Below are 15,337 nucleotides of genomic sequence, written 5' to 3'. Positions count from 1 at the left end.
CACAAGTGGATAAAAAAACTTTGTTCGAGAAAATCTGGGAACAGCATGTCGTTGTAAAAGAAGACAATAAGCCCAACTTACTTTATATCGATCTTCATATGGTGCATGAAGTCACTTCACCTCAGGCATTTGAAGGTCTGCGCCTGGCCGGAAGAAAAGTAAGAAGACCTGATCTAACCTTTGCGACCATGGACCATAATGTGCCAACCGTAAATCCGTTTGTCATCAAAGATGAAATTGCCTCAAAGCAAATGAATACGCTGCAGCAGAATTGTGAAGAATTTGGTGTCACTCTTGCTGATTTACACAGTGACGAACAAGGTATTGTCCATGTTATTGGACCTGAACTGGGGCTCACCCTGCCGGGAAAGACAATTGTATGCGGAGACAGTCACACCTCCACTCACGGTGCCTTTGGGGCTCTGGCGTTTGGTATAGGGACTAGTGAAGTCGAGCATGTTTTAGCTACACAAACCCTCCTCCAATCAAAACCGAAAACGATGAAGGTGGATTTTCAGGGTAAAAAACCTTTAGGGTTAACAGCTAAAGACATCATCCTCGGATTGATCGCTGAACATGGCATTGATTTTGGCACTGGTTATGTGATCGAATATACAGGTGAAGCTGTCCAGGATATGAGTATGGAAGAAAGAATGACTGTTTGCAATATGTCAATTGAGGCTGGTGCAAGAGCTGGTTTAATCGCACCTGATGAAACGACCTTTGAATACCTGAAAGATCGTAAGTATGCACCAAAAGGCCAAAAACTTGAAGAAGCACTTCAGGAATGGAATCAGCTGAAAACAGATGAAGGTGCTGAGTATGACCATGTCGTGACCTTTGATGTCTCCTCTCTTCAGCCGCAGGTCACATGGGGAACAAATCCATCTATGGGAGCAGGAATTCACGATTACGTTCCGGATCCGGAAATGATGGAGAATGAGGTCAAAAAAGAATCGGCTCATCAAGCCCTGGAGTACATGGGTTTACAGCCTGGAATTAAAATCACTGATATTGAGATTGACTATGTATTTATCGGATCCTGTACGAATTCCAGACTGGAAGATTTACGTGAAGCAGCCAGGGTGATTGAAGGTCACTCTGTTCATTCACAAGTCACTGCATTAATTGTACCTGGCTCTAAAAAAGTAAAGAAGGAAGCAGAGCAGGAAGGTCTGCATCATGTATTTAAAAAAGCAGGCTTTGAATGGAGAGAATCAGGCTGCAGTATGTGCCTAAGCATGAACCCTGATGTTGTGCCTCCGGGAAAACGGTGTGCCTCCACTTCAAATCGTAATTTTGAAGGGCGTCAGGGACGAGGAGCCAGAACGCACCTGGTAAGCCCTGTATTAGCAGCGGCGGCAGCAATTAAAGGACGTTTTTGCGATGTCAGTGAATTAGCCTCTGTTGGGAGTGTGAAATAGATGGAACCTGTCAATCAGCATACCGGAATCGCGGCTCCGCTGGATAAAGCCAATGTAGATACTGACCAGATCATTCCCAAACAGTTTTTAAAACGAGTTGAACGAACCGGATTCGGACAATTTCTGTTTTATGACTGGCGTTACAAAGATGGCGGCCAATCCGTTAATGAATCCTTTGTCTTAAATAAACCGGAATTTAAGGAGGCGAGTATATTACTCGCAAGAGATAACTTTGGCTGCGGTTCATCGCGTGAACATGCCCCTTGGGCATTACTGGATTATGGTTTTAAGGTGATCATTGCCCCTTCCTTTGCAGATATTTTCTATAATAACTGCTTTAAAAATGGGATCCTTCCTATCAAATTGTCTGAATCAGAAGTAGAAGCCTTATTTCAGCAGGCAGGAAGTGATCCTTCATCCTTATCTGTAGACTTGGAGAAGCAATTGGTAACCGATGAAGCGGGCAGCACCTATTCATTTGAAACAGATGCTTATCGAAAGGAAATGCTCTTAAAAGGTTTGGATGATATTGCATTGACCGAAGAGTACGATCATCACATTACCGCCTATGAGCATGAAAAAAAGAAAATCTACCAGGAGATCATTCGATAAAAGATCTATGTTAAGGGTATGGGAACATTGAGGAAAAAGGGCAGGCTGCAGGTAATACACTTCCTTCGTATTCAGGTGAATGATACAGCTATGTTGGCTTGTTCCTTTTCCCCGCCCGTTTTTCCCGGCCTCAAGGATTGTATTTGTACCCTGAAAAATCATATCAGACCATAAAATTCCTTTATTAACAGAATATTCACAGGACTTTTACATAACTTTTACGGTGAAGCGCTTACCTGCTCTTTACCTTTACCCTGGACTCCGCTAAAATATAGGACAAAGGAGCGATATTGTTCCGTTTTTGAATCATGTACTGCGCCAGGTAAAGCAAGTAAGAAGACTTTGACCCTTCCTGCTCTGCATCCATATACGTTCCCCCATCAGAACAGGCCGGGAAAACTACAAAAGGAGTGGTTTTTTGAAAGCTTCGACTGACCGAATGCTGACCCGAATTAAGTCCATGTACCTTTTCATTAAGCGAAAGGGGCAGGTCACCACACTGGAACTAGTTGAAGAATTCGGAACGACCCCGCGTACGGTTCAGCGGGATCTGAATGTGCTGGAATACAACAACCTCGTTACGAGTCCAGCACGGGGAACCTGGGAAACTACCCGGCGACGAATCAAAGCTTCATAAACCACAAATCAGACATAGATCAGACTCTTTCCTCCCGCCAGCCGGGAGGTTTTTTATTAAGCTCTCGATTTACTGCTTGTTAAAGTTAATTATTGATTTACGCTCATTGCGCTCCCTTTTCGCGGGCGGTTCGGGAGCCTCCTCGGGAAAAAACACCCTGCGGGGTCTCCCCTGAACGCGGTCTTCACGCAGGAGTGTCGTGCATTCGCTCCAATCAACTCTCAGTAAAACCATCACTGAGCTTTACGGTAGGGGTTTACCCGTTTTTTTATTCCGATGCCGCCCCGTTATCATCGTTCGCATGAACGCTTCTCAAGGCGGCCAGTTCCTCGTCTGTGAGTTCCCGGTAGGTTCCCGGCTCAAGTGTTTCATCCAGCTTAAGGGGCCCAATCGTATCGCGCTTCAGAAAAATCACCTTATGACCGACAGCTTCAAACATCCTTTTGACCTGATGAAACTTTCCTTCTGTAATTCCGATCCGTATCTTTGTGTCCTCTTCTCCTTCAATCTCAACGGTTGCCGGCTTTGTTTCATATCCATCATCGAGGGTGACCCCGGTTCTCAGCTTCTCTGCCTCTTCATCCTGCAGGGGACGTTCAATTGTGGCTGTATAAAGCTTGCGGACCTTTTTCTTTGGACTTGTGAGCTGATGGGCCAGTTTTCCGTCGTTTGTCAGAAGCATCAGTCCGATTGTATCTTTATCAAGGCGGCCTACCGGAAAGGGTTCGAGTATTGCATCTTCTTCTTCAAGAAGGGAAACAACAGTCTGTTCCGACCGGTCTTCTGTAGCCGAAATCACACCCTGCGGCTTATTCATCATCAGATAAATAAATTCCCTGTACGCAAGAACATCTCCAAAGACAGCTACTTCTTCTTTCTCCGGATCCACATGGGCTTTTCCGTCTTTTACAGTCACGCCGTCAATGGTCACACCGCCTTTTTTCAGCATTTTCTTTACTTCCTTACGGGATCCAAAGCCCGTATTTGCCAGAAGTTTATCAAGTCTCATCGTTTTCCAGCTCCTTTGCAGCCTGCTTTCCAAAGCCTCCGAGTTTTCCATCCTGATAGGCACGGATCACACCGGGGATAATCTGTCTCACAGCATGTTCGATTATTTCACGGTCAATCCCCTGCGCGTCAAGTTCCCTCCGCAGCCGGATTGCTGTTTCAATGGCGGCTTTCGTAACCGTTTTATTCACAGTCAGGACATCTTCCTCTTTTCCGGCAAGCGTTCTGATCTTTTTACCGAACAATTCCCCAAGCCTTGCAGCCTCTTCTTCTGATTCCGTAACTGCGAGAGCCTTTCCGCTCCGGGCCAGTTCATCTGCCTGCGTCACCCATTTCCACGGCACCACCTTTGTACCTGGAGGAAGGAGTGAATCGATATCCTTTTTCATCATTCCGGTCGCTGTGTAGTAAAAGGTTGTCCCTTTTGAGAAGGTGTCATTAAAGTCCTCCATGAAAGAACGGATCCCCTGTTTTGGCAAAAATAATACAAACGTCGTTTCTTTATGAAAGGATTCTGGTGAACACCACTCGGTATTTTCATAATTAGACAGATCCTGTTTTGTCCGGGAATACACACGGATCTTTTTTTCACGTGGAACAAACTGGCGTACCGCTTTTGCCAAAGAACCAAAACCGATCCATACAGCCACAGCAAATCCCTCCTTTTACAATCCCGAAAAAAGAGAGCTGCGGCATACAACTCTCTTTCGGTTTATTATTTTTTAGGCTCTGTTAAAGTCTGTTGTTGATTTCCTTCACTGCGCTCCCTTTCCGCGGGCACCGCTTCAGCCTCCTCAGGAGGATCGCCCTGCGGGGTCTTCAGCCGGTGCTGTTCCCGCAGGAGTGTCTCGCGCTCGCTTCAATCAACAACGATAGAAAATATCAATATTAAGTTTTAAAGAGCCATTTTTTAAAGAGTGTTGTTATATTACGATCCAGGCGGACGCTTTCCGCGGGTATCGCTTCAGCCTCCTCGGGAAAATCGCCCTGCGGGATCTTCATCTGATGCTATTCCCGCCGGAGTCACCGCCTACCTCTTTATAATTCCCTCTTACAAATCATTAATCTAACCGGAAACAATGATTTAATTATCTTCCCCGAACATATAGTGACGGGTTCGTATATTTACATTCAGTACAATACCTACCGCAATCATGTTTGTCAGAAGTGCACTTCCGCCGTAACTGATAAACGGCAGGGCCAGTCCTGTGATCGGCATCAGACCGATCGTCATGCCGATGTTCTGGAAAATCTGGAAAACAAGCAGTCCGACGACGCCAGCGACCAGGTACGTACCGTAGCTGTTGTTGCAGTTAAAGGCGATCATCACCATCCGGTACAGAAGAAGGAAATAAACGATCAGCAGTACCGTAGCACCTACAAAGCCGAATTCCTCTCCAATTACCGTAAAAACGAAGTCGGTATGAAGTTCAGGGATATCCCCTCCCTGGGTTTTAGCCCCCTGGGTAAACCCCATTCCATAAAGCTGGCCGGCTCCGATTCCCTGGAGGGCATGAAACAGCTGATAGCCAAGGCCGGAGGTATCCCCTGCAGGATCGAGCCAGCCGTAAATACGGTTCATCTGGTGCTGGGCAATAATCTTATTGAAAATGTTGAAAAAGTAATTGTGTAAGATCACAAGTGTACCAAGACCGGCTGCCACAAGCGCTGTAAGCAGCCCGATCATCCGCCACGTAACCCCGCTCATAAGAATCATCGTCATCATGACAGCACCGATAACGAGTGCGGTTCCAAGGTCAGGCTGAATCAGGATTAGGAAAAACGGCGGTCCTCCGACTGCCAGAATCTTACCGATCACCTTCGCGTCTTCTGTAAACGACTTTTCCCGTGGGGTCTGGGTGATATGGTACAGCAGGTGTGCCAGAGCAAGGATAACGAAAATCTTTACAAATTCCGAAGGCTGAAACATGATGCCGCCAACGCCGATCCAGCGCTGTGCACCATTCATCTCTACACCGAAAAAATGAACGGCGAGAAGCAGGACCATCCCGATTGCGTAAAGAGGAATCGAAAAGTTCTTAAACATTTCATAATCAATGCTCATGGCCCCGAGCATCAGAATGACACCGATGGCAAACCAGACAACCTGGCGCCTGACGAAAAAGGTATCATCCAAAAAGACGTATTGATCTGTTGTACCGCTGTAGATCGCCATCAGGCTGATACACATGAGCACAAAAAGAAGAAAAAGCAATGTAAAATCAAGCTGCTGAATCGAAGACTTACGTTCTTCCATCTATTATCCACCTACATTTTATCTCGTAAACTGCCGGACAGGCCGAAGCGGTGTCACACCGGGCGGCGTCTCTTCTTGCTCCAACGCTTCCTCATCACGGTCCGTTCTCTCTGCACGGTCTCTTTCAGTTTTTCGTGAGATGTTTGCTAAAATTCCTAATGATAAAAGGGTAACCATCAATGAAGAGCCGCCATAGCTTAGAAACGGAAATGGAATACCTGTAATTGGCAGCAGTCCCGTTACTGCTCCTGTGTTAAAGACCATCTGAATGGCGATTTGAAACACAATACCAAATGCAAGCAGACTGCCAAATGCATCCCGGCAGCGGGCACCTATGATCACACCACGTACGATGATGACTGTCATACACGCCAGCACAAACAGTATACCCAGAACACCGAGCTCTTCACTAACGATTGCGAGAATGAAATCTGTGTGAGCTTCAGGCAGGTAAAACAGTTTCTGTACGCTCTGGCCAAAACCGGCACCGGTAAGGCCGCCGTGGGCAATAGCGATATAAGACTGGACGAGCTGGTACCCGTCACCAAAGCTGTGTTCGAACGGATCCCGGTATCCGACAATCCGGTTCATCCGGTATACGGCTGAATTGGCATAATAAATGAAGGCAATAGCGCCAAGAGCCGCAATCCAGAATAGATGGATAATTCTTGCCCCGGAGCAGAAAACGATCAGGCCGGCCACCACAACGATCGACGTAGCCGTTCCCAGATCCGGCTGAAGCATAATCAAACCGAAAAGAAGACCAACAATGACCAGGGGCGGGAGAACACCTTTGGTGAAGTTATCTATGTACCCCTGTTTTTTTGAATAAATATAGGCAAGGTAAATTATAATGCCCAGCTTTACAAACTCGGATGGCTGGATCCGGAGCGGCCCTGCATTAATCCACCGCTGTGCCCCGTTTACAGAGTGACCGAGAGGCGTGAGGACAAGAAAAAGCAGGATGAAAGAGCCGATAATAATAAACGGCGTCAGTTTCCTGAAGTGACGGTAAGGAAAAAACATGAGCCAGGTAAACAGAAATCCTGACAGTCCGAGCCACATGAGCTGACGCTGAAAATAGTGCGTGAAATTCCCAACGTCTTCATATCCCTTAACATAACTGGCACTGTACACCATCATCAGTCCGAACAGAGAAATGAGTGCCACAGCAATGACCAGGATCCAGTCGATATGCAGTCGTTTTTTTGGTGCTTCAAGTTCCACGCTTCTCCCCCCTTTTCTCCTGTTCGTCCACATTTCCACGTGAACAGTTATAGCCGGACTTCACGACCTCTTTTTATATGATAGTCTTTCGGGTAATCACACCGGACAAGGTTTCCTAATTTCTCAATTATAGCAGAGTCCCCCTTTGTGAGGAAGGGTCCTGGCACCTGTAATCATGTGAAAAGAAGGGAAAATCCTGCTGATTGAGACCCCGGTTTTCAGTAGTTTTCGACCCTGATTTCCATTTCGTTCCGAACGCTGGCTTTGTGTAGGGAAAAAGGTGGGCAATCCTGTGAACATCGCTGAAATCTCACCAAATTTCTGCCTGTTTCACAGCGGGTACTTAAGTGCTGACTTACGCCTTAATCTTACATTGGAATTTCATTATAAGACATAACAATGGCAGATTTACGTTTTATGTTCGCCGGTCCTTAATTTTAAGCCTTAACTTATGCTCAATTACGGTTTATCTCTGCCTGATCGATTTTTATAACCCCTAACTTGGCTGCTTGTTCCCATTAGGTCGTATAATTCATGGATATACTCCCTTACTCCGCTCCTGCTTTCTTCTAGGTCGATAATTTCCGGACTCCCGCCCTAACCCCATATTTTCTATACGTAAGGTCTTAAAAATGCACCATACAAAATGATCCATGAGTGGTATGAGACACAAGCCGGCGTCTCTCCACCAAAAAACCGGTGGAGCCTGGCTCCACCGGTCCGGAGTTATATCATTTATCCGCGAAGGGATTTTGACACACTAGCTACACGCTTACCGAGACGCTTAGCCATAGTAAGGTCTCTCTCATCCGGCTGGTTACTGCCGTCCGGCCCAGCTACAGTTGATGCTGCATACGGAGAGCCGCCGATGCCGTCGGTCGTGAGCTGCTCAGGGTTTTCACCGTAAGGAAGACCCACGTAAATCAGTCCGAAGTGAAGTAGAGGAACTATCGTTGTGATGGCTGTTGTTTCCTGTCCTCCATGAATGGAGCCGCTGCTTATGAAAGTGGAAGTTACTTTTCCTTCAAGGTCGCCATTCATCCACAGTCCGCCTGCAGAATCGATATACTGTTTCATCTGAGCAGGCATAGAGCCGTAGCGGGTTGGAATGCCCCAGATAATGCCGTCAGCCCACTTCAGGTCATCGTGAGTCGCCACGGGTAGATCTTCCTGGGCATCCTGTGCCTGGACGTAGGCATCCTGGCCGGACATCGCTTTCTGTACTTCATCAAATTCAGGAATGCGGACGATTTTCACTTCCACACCTTCAACGTCTTTCGCTCCTTCTGCAACTGCCTTCGCCATTGTATGAATGTGGCCGTAAGCACTGTAAAACGGAATTAAAATCTTTGTCAATCTGATCCACTCCCTAAAATAGTATGTGTTTTGAAAAGGGGGTTCCTTTTCGTTGTCCGGAAACTCGGTCCATCCTTCTTTTTCCACGCGCTCACAAAAGTTAAACCTCTTTTGAAAACACAGCAAGTACCTTTTAACTAGTTACTTACTATTAGTAAGTATATTATAGTACACCATCCCAAATGTCAACATAAATATGTTATACTTCTTTTACTAAGCAGTCTCCGCAGCAATATTTTAGCCTTGTAGCCGGCTGCTTAAAGGAGATGAGAACGTATGGAACAGAACAACCTTTGTCCAAAGTTTGAATCGGCTTTTCAGTTACTCGGCAAACGCTGGAATGGTCTGATCATCCGGGTCCTTATGAATGGCCCGAAAAGATTCAGGGAAGTATCTGCCGTGATTCCGAATATGAGTGATAAGATGCTTGTGGAACGCCTTAAACAGCTTGAATGTGAAGGCATCGTTAAGCGCGAGGTTTATCCCGAGACCCCTGTGCGCATTGAATACACGCTGACAGAAAAAGGACAGGCTCTCGGCCCTGCCATGGATGCATTCCAGTCCTGGGCTGAAAGCTGGGTTGATTAATAAAACGACCAGGGGCACTTGATCTCTTTAAGCCGCCACAATAAAAAGCTGTTTTGATTAAATTGGTGCTTTTCATAACATTATTACTTATGAAGCTTAAGGCTGAGTCGTCGCCCATGGAAAGCGTCCGCCTGCAGCGTAATAAAACAACAATCTTTACGAAAACAGCCAAATAAAAAAAGCTTTTCCCTTACGAGTGAGGGAAAAGCTTTTTTGTCTTTTGATCAATCAGGCCTCTTCAGAAGCCCGGTCTCTTTTTTTCAGGAACCGGAAACGGTGTCCGAGAATCTGCCCCGCGAGTCCCGACTTGATGCCGAGTAATCCGTAGACGGCAATACCCGCAATAATGGCAACAGGCAGCATCAGAAAAGCAGCACCCTGTGTTTCAAGTGGCACGATAAGCTGCATAAGGCGGTTTACAGCGAATACAACAAGCCCCATTACAAAAGCAAACATCGCGATCAGAAGCACTCTTTTTAAAAGGGAGCGGTAATCATATTCAGCAAAGCGCCCTATCGCCCAGACATTGACTGCAACTGCAGTAAGGTATCCGAGACCTGTAGCATAGATGGCTCCATTCGCTTCGAACCACCCGATAAACAATACGTTTGTTGAAAGCTTCAATACGAGGCCCGAGGCAAGCGCGATCACCGCATATTTCTGTCTGTTAATCCCCTGCAGAAGAGAGGATGTGACGGCAAAAATGGCAAACAGCACAGCAACAGGTGCATAATTTCTCAGGATCTCCCCGCCGATGGCGAGATCACCAAGACCAAACAGAGCACCGTATGCCGGGTATGCAAGTACGCTAAGACCAACGGCTGCCGGCACACTCAGAAACAGGATGATCTGATACGTCTGGGTGATCTGCCGCTGAAGCCTGTCTTTTTCATTATTAATAAACGCACTTGTTACGCTCGGCAGAATCGCAAGCGACATGGCCGTCGCAACCGAAACAGGAATCAGGATCAGCTTGTGGGCAGCCTGGGCAAACGCGCCGAAATACCGGTCCACCACGTCCGCATCGTATACGGCACTGAGAGCGGTATTAAACGTAAACAGATCCACCATCTGATAAAGAGGGATCGACAGGCCGACCAGAGAAATTGGAATCGAGTACCGCAGCAGCTCCTTGTACATTTTCGTTAAGGGAATCTGATGATCTGCAGTACTCTTTTCAATCTTAGCCTGAAAGCGGTCCCGGCGCTTCAAGAAATACACCACGAGAACAGCCATCCCTCCAAGACCGCCGACAAATGCTCCGAACGTGGCAAAGCCGATGGCGGTTCCAAGTTCTCCATTCCATACATTTATAATCAGGTACGTAAGAAGAAGAATAAAAATGATGCGCACAATCTGTTCGACGACCTGGGAAACGGCTGTCGGTCCCATGGACTGGTGTCCCTGGAAATAACCTCGGACAATCGACATAACCGGGACGATCAAAAGTGCCACACTGACCATCCGGATCGTAAATACCGCATCGTTTACACTGTTTCCCTGAAGATCATCCGTGTCAAGAATACTGGTTGCCACAAATGGTGCCAGGAAAAAGAGGACCAGAAAAGCAGCAAAACCTGTAATTCCCATTACAACAAGGCCTGACTGGAAAAGGCGCTGCCCTGTCCGATAGTCTCCAAGAGCATTGTATTTGGCTACAAATTTGGATACTGCAAGCGGAATCCCGATCGTTGCAAGACTCAGCAGAACCGTATAAGGGACGTACCCGTATGTATATAGAGCGAGACCTTCCAGACCGACGATTGCCTGAAAAGGGAAAATATAAATAAGGCCGAGCATTTTGGAAATAAATATCGAGGCTGTTAAAATCATCGTGCCCCGGACTAACTGACGTTCTGACATTGGACGTTCCCTGCCTCAAAAACGGATTTTAATACTTAAAGCATTTTATCATATTTCGACAGTTGTCAACAGCAGGGGATAATGAACAACAGGTTAACGCCCCAGCAACAAACCCCCTGAAGTCAGCTTCAGGGGGTTTGTTGCTGTGCTTTAATTATCCTTCCATTACTTTCAGCATACACTTGCGGCTCCGGGGTCCGTCGAACTCACAGAAATAAATTCCCTGCCATGTGCCCAGAATAAGTTCGCCGTTTTCAATCAGCACCGGCTGGCTTGTACCGACCGTGCTCGCTTTCAGGTGGGAGGCAGAGTTTCCTTCTGCATGCCGGTACTTGTCGTGTGTCCAAGGATACACTTCATCCAGCCGCATGAGCATATCGTGCTTAACATCAGGATCGGCATTTTCATTTATTGTAATGCCTGCTGTCGTGTGTGGACAGTACACGTAAACGATGCCGTCACTGATACCGCTTTCTCTTACAAAAGCACCTATTTCACGGGTAATCTCAATCATTTCGTCTCTCTGATTCGTTTTTACGGTCAGGCGTTTCAGCATCCGTTCACCACTCCTCTACTAAATTCAGTTGATTTTATCCCTGGCTTCGGGCGTGATCGTTCGTTGCCTTTACTGCTGCTTTGATCGTATCATTAAACCTTTGTTCCTTCAGCACTTCCAGACCCGCAGCTGTGGATCCCCCTGGAGACGCAACCTGCTGTCTAAGCTCATCCGGGGCATAACCCGCCTCCAGCATGGCTGCAGATCCACTGAGCATTTTCACGACAAGCTCCCGGGCCTGCTCGGTGGTCACCCCGTTTTCTACAGCCGCCTCCTCCATTGCTTCCACAAAAGCGTAAACGAAAGCCGGGGCACTCCCGGTCACTGCCGTCAGGTCATGCACCTGCTGCACGGAAAGTTCCTCCGCATGGCCGATGGATCCGAGAATAAGCCTGATCACTTCCCGGTGAGACTCATCTACAAAACGTCCGCATGTATAGGTTGACATGGACTTTCCAATCTGCGCTGCCGTGTTAGGCATAATCCAGCAGACCGGTGTGCCTTCAGGCAGCCTCTGCTCCATGTAATCCGTATCAATTCCCGCAGCCACGGTAATCACCAGTTGGCCGTCGATTTTTCCCGATAGTTCTTTGAGCAGACCGCCGTGGGCCCCTGGAGGTGCTGCCAGAATAATCACGTTGTGATTTTCAGCTTCCCCGATCCCGTTGTCAGATACGGACACCCCGTACTTTTTTTCCACTTCCTTTAACCGTTCCCGGTCCCTCCTGTTTGTTACCGTGATTTTTTCCAGTGCCGGATGCCGGTCCTTTACCAGTCCCGCAAGGACGGCTTCGGCCATCCTGCCCGCTCCTACCATAAGTACTGACGTCTGTTTCATGCCCGCTCCACTCCTTTTCTTTCTCTTTAAATTATCATGAGTTTATGTTGATGAAAAGTATGCTAGACTATGTTGTAACAAGTTTGTACGCAGGAAAGATGGTGAAACGCCAATGGAACGGCAGTACGATGTAATCGTTATTGGGGGAGGACCTTCAGGGCTGATGGCCAGCGTCTCGGCGGCTCAGCTCGGGGCACGGGTTCTTCTTATCGATAAAGGATCGAAGCTCGGAAGAAAGCTTGCAATATCAGGCGGCGGAAGATGTAACGTAACCAACCGGGCCGATACGGAAGAAATTATTAAACATATCCCTGGAAATGGACGATTTATGTACAGTCCCTTTTCCGTTTTTGATAACGAAGACATTATTGATTTTTTTGAAAATCTCGGCATATCCCTCAAGGAAGAAGACCGAGGCCGGATGTTTCCGGTAAACGACAAAGCGATCACGGTTGTCCGTACGCTTCTGGAACAGATCCGGACACTGAACGTGGACATCCGCACCGAAACCGGGGTGGCTGACGTTCTATACGATCATGCAGCCGGGAAGGTAACTGGTGTGAAGCTTACTTCAGGCAGTGAGATCAGCGCACCGAACGTCATTGTTGCGGTCGGCGGAAAATCTGTTCCGCACACCGGCAGTACAGGCGACGGCTATCCGTGGGCGAAAAAAGCAGGGCACACCGTTACGGATCTTTATCCGACAGAAGTGCCTATTACATGTTCAGACAGTCTGATCCGAGATAAAACCCTGCAGGGCCTCTCCCTTCGCGACATTGAACTGTCGGTGGTCGACCCGAAGAAGAAAAAAGCCATCAAAACACACGATGGCGATATGATTTTCACCCATTTCGGTATTTCCGGCCCTGCGGCACTCCGCTGCAGTCAGTATGTGGTGAAAGCCTTGAAAAAACATAAATGTACCGCAATTCCCCTTGAAGTGAACCTCTTCCCGGGAAAAAGGGAAAACGACGTCATCGAGGATATTACCTCTATTGTGGAAGCGGAGCCGAAGAAAGCGATCAAAAATTCCCTAGCCGGCTGGGTCCCCGAGCGGATGCTGAACGCCCTTTTTGTCCTTACAGAAACAGATCCGCAGACCACACAGGCAAATCTGTCAAAAGAAGCCATCCGAAGCCTCGCACAGCATTCATTAGCGTTTCCGCTGCAGGCAGACGGGACACTTTCCATTGAAAAGGCCTTCGTCACCGGAGGAGGCGTCAGCATCAAGGAGATTCAGCCCAAACGGATGGAATCCAAACTGATGCACGGCCTGTTCTTCTGCGGGGAAGTACTCGATCTCCACGGATACACAGGAGGGTACAACATTACTGTCGCTTTTTCCACAGGCTACACCGCAGGTAAAGCGGCTGCTGAAAATTTATGGGAAGAATAATGAAGAGGTTGACCCGGACGGAAATTAATTCCGAATCAGAGGTCAACCTCTTTTTTACGGTCAGGATCTTTTTACTGCTGCTTACATTGTCACATTTTAATCATTGGAAGAAGCTTTCTTCTTCTTCGCAGGTTCCTCATGCCATAGCCGCACCTTTGGATCTCCGCCTTTCCCTTTAATAATTCTTTCAATGTAGTCGTCGGTAACCGCCCGGATCTCCTTATGAAGGAAGAGAACCGGAATGATATTGAAGATAACCACGAAGAAGAGAATCAGATCCAGGAAACGCCAGACGAACTGAAGGCCGCCGATAGCACCGACAAAGATGGCGCCGATATAAACGAACCGCATGACTTTTGCGAACTTGAGCCCAAACAGATACTCTGCCTGTTTTTCCCCGTAAAAAACGAGTATGCCGATTGTGGTGACGACAAAAAACATGAGAAATACAGCAATGAATGCAGCACCGAACGTGCCCCCGAATACCGTTCCAAATGCTACGTCAATCATGCTCGAGGCATTATCCGGATCCACTTCAAGCCAAGCTCCGGTTACGAGAACGGCAAGCCCTGAAAGTGTACAGAGAATGATAGTGTCTACAAATACACTGAAGATCCCCCAGAGAGACTGTCTTGAAGGGTGGTCGGTCATAGCAGCCGAGTGTGCGATAGGCGCCGTACCCAGACCGGCTTCGTTGGAGTACAATCCTCTCGCAAGTCCCCACCTGAGCGCCTGTGCAAATGCCGCTCCGGCAAATCCGCCTGCAGCTGATACCGGGGTAAATGCGTGGACAAAAATCAGCTGAAACACGGCAGGAAGTTCCGTCACATTGGCGAGAATGACGATCGAACAGATCACAACATAGGTAAGCACCATAAATGGGATAAACTTGTCTGTTACTTTTCCAATCCGTTTAATCCCGCCAAACACGAGTGCGGCCACAACGACCATTACCCCGACCCCAACGAGGGCTGTGTTCCAACCGAACGCCCCCTGTACCTGCGTAGAGATGGAGTTTGACTGAACCATCGTGCTGGGGATAATTACTAGCATTAGGGAAAAAGCAAAGCCGATGGACATCGCTTTCCAGCCGAGTGCTTTTCTTATGTAGTACTGCGGTCCACCGACCCATTCTCCTTTTTTATTTTCTTCACGGTACTTCAGCCCAAGCATAATTTCTGAATACTTTGTTCCCATCCCAATCAGGGCCACGACCCACATCCAGAACAGGGCACCCGGTCCCCCGAGGGCGATTGCCACCGGTACACCGACGATGTTGGTTGCCCCTGCCGTCGATGCCAGGGCAGAAGTAAAGGCCTGAAATGGCGTGATGGTCCCTTTCCGATCTGTCTTATCGAAGATTTTTCCAAGCGTCTCTTTCATTACGTGACCAAAAAAGCGAAACTGGAAAAAGCGGAGCCTTATCGTCAGGAAGATCCCCCCGCCAAGAAGTATTACCGCAAGAATGTACGTCCATAAAAAATCTCCAACTGCTTCGATTGCCTGTCCAATTGCCCCAAGATCCACCGGCATCACCCTCTTTTCATGTAATTATCCAGCTATCAGGTAGTATTA

The 15,337-nt window shown here is 47.7% G+C and carries 14 protein-coding genes; 5 read left to right on the top strand and 9 right to left on the bottom strand.

The features are described from left to right. The first annotated feature begins 5 nt into the window (after positions 1-5). The 3 genes from leuC to CR205_RS00595 all read left to right on the top strand — a co-directional run bounded on the left by leuC (position 6) and on the right by CR205_RS00595 (position 2,673). Complete coding sequence (gene leuC, locus CR205_RS00605) at positions 6-1,424, top strand: 3-isopropylmalate dehydratase large subunit (RefSeq protein WP_110515910.1); 1,419 nt, start codon at positions 6-8, stop codon at positions 1,422-1,424. After that, a complete protein-coding gene (gene leuD, locus CR205_RS00600) occupies positions 1,425-2,036 on the top strand; it encodes a 3-isopropylmalate dehydratase small subunit (RefSeq protein WP_110515908.1) in 612 nt (203 codons plus the stop codon). Between the two features lie 418 nt (positions 2,037-2,454). Then, on the top strand, positions 2,455-2,673 hold the full coding sequence (locus tag CR205_RS00595) for a DeoR family transcriptional regulator (protein WP_110515906.1): 219 nt from the start codon (positions 2,455-2,457) through the stop codon (positions 2,671-2,673). Between the two features lie 268 nt (positions 2,674-2,941). On the opposite strand, the gene CR205_RS00590 is transcribed toward CR205_RS00595, so the two are convergent. The 5 genes from CR205_RS00590 to wrbA all read right to left on the bottom strand — a co-directional run bounded on the left by CR205_RS00590 (position 2,942) and on the right by wrbA (position 8,521). Continuing rightward, a complete protein-coding gene (locus CR205_RS00590; protein ID WP_110515904.1) occupies positions 2,942-3,682 on the bottom strand; it encodes a pseudouridine synthase in 741 nt (246 codons plus the stop codon). Next, entirely contained in the window at positions 3,672-4,331 is a 660-nt protein-coding gene (locus CR205_RS00585; protein ID WP_110515902.1) for a hypothetical protein, read from the bottom strand. The genes CR205_RS00590 and CR205_RS00585 overlap by 11 nt, the downstream gene beginning before the upstream one ends. A 434-nt stretch (positions 4,332-4,765) precedes the next feature. Further along, positions 4,766-5,938: a rod shape-determining protein RodA gene (gene rodA, locus CR205_RS00580; RefSeq protein WP_110515899.1), complete on the bottom strand. Its 1,173-nt coding sequence runs from the start codon at positions 5,936-5,938 to the stop codon at positions 4,766-4,768. Positions 5,939-5,956: 18 nt separating this feature from the next. After that, positions 5,957-7,165, bottom strand: coding sequence for a putative lipid II flippase FtsW (gene ftsW, locus CR205_RS00575; RefSeq protein WP_236634670.1), 1,209 nt, complete (start codon positions 7,163-7,165; stop codon positions 5,957-5,959). Positions 7,166-7,900: 735 nt separating this feature from the next. After that, positions 7,901-8,521 carry an NAD(P)H:quinone oxidoreductase gene (gene wrbA, locus CR205_RS00570; RefSeq protein WP_110519589.1) on the bottom strand — a complete coding sequence of 207 codons (621 nt, stop codon included), beginning with the start codon at positions 8,519-8,521 and terminating at the stop codon, positions 7,901-7,903. 276 nt (positions 8,522-8,797) lie between these two features. Here wrbA and CR205_RS00565 point away from each other — a divergent pair, with 276 nt between their 5' ends. Then, complete coding sequence (locus CR205_RS00565) at positions 8,798-9,109, top strand: winged helix-turn-helix transcriptional regulator (RefSeq protein WP_110515895.1); 312 nt, start codon at positions 8,798-8,800, stop codon at positions 9,107-9,109. A gap of 228 nt (positions 9,110-9,337) precedes the next feature. Here the strand turns inward: CR205_RS00565 and CR205_RS00560 are convergent, their stop codons facing one another. The 3 genes from CR205_RS00560 to proC all read right to left on the bottom strand — a co-directional run bounded on the left by CR205_RS00560 (position 9,338) and on the right by proC (position 12,366). Continuing rightward, positions 9,338-10,972 carry a putative polysaccharide biosynthesis protein gene (locus tag CR205_RS00560; RefSeq protein ID WP_110515893.1) on the bottom strand — a complete coding sequence of 545 codons (1,635 nt, stop codon included), beginning with the start codon at positions 10,970-10,972 and terminating at the stop codon, positions 9,338-9,340. Positions 10,973-11,126: 154 nt separating this feature from the next. Continuing rightward, entirely contained in the window at positions 11,127-11,528 is a 402-nt protein-coding gene (locus tag CR205_RS00555) for a secondary thiamine-phosphate synthase enzyme YjbQ (RefSeq protein ID WP_110515891.1), read from the bottom strand. Between the two features lie 34 nt (positions 11,529-11,562). Next, positions 11,563-12,366, bottom strand: coding sequence for a pyrroline-5-carboxylate reductase (gene proC / locus CR205_RS00550; RefSeq protein ID WP_110515889.1), 804 nt, complete (start codon positions 12,364-12,366; stop codon positions 11,563-11,565). Positions 12,367-12,478: 112 nt separating this feature from the next. On the opposite strand from proC, the gene CR205_RS00545 reads away from it, so the two are divergent. Next, complete coding sequence (locus CR205_RS00545) at positions 12,479-13,762, top strand: BaiN/RdsA family NAD(P)/FAD-dependent oxidoreductase (protein WP_110515887.1); 1,284 nt, start codon at positions 12,479-12,481, stop codon at positions 13,760-13,762. Between the two features lie 96 nt (positions 13,763-13,858). Here the strand turns inward: CR205_RS00545 and CR205_RS00540 are convergent, their stop codons facing one another. Further along, entirely contained in the window at positions 13,859-15,289 is a 1,431-nt protein-coding gene (locus tag CR205_RS00540; protein ID WP_236634669.1) for an alanine/glycine:cation symporter family protein, read from the bottom strand. Between the last annotated feature and the right edge of the window lie 48 nt (positions 15,290-15,337).

Origin of the sequence: Alteribacter lacisalsi (assembly GCF_003226345.1) — a bacterium.
In the GTDB taxonomy this organism is placed as follows: Bacteria; Bacillota; Bacilli; order Bacillales; family Salisediminibacteriaceae; genus Alteribacter; species Alteribacter lacisalsi.
Note: the sequence above shows the minus strand (reverse complement) of the source record. Positions and strands in the feature narration are given on the sequence as shown.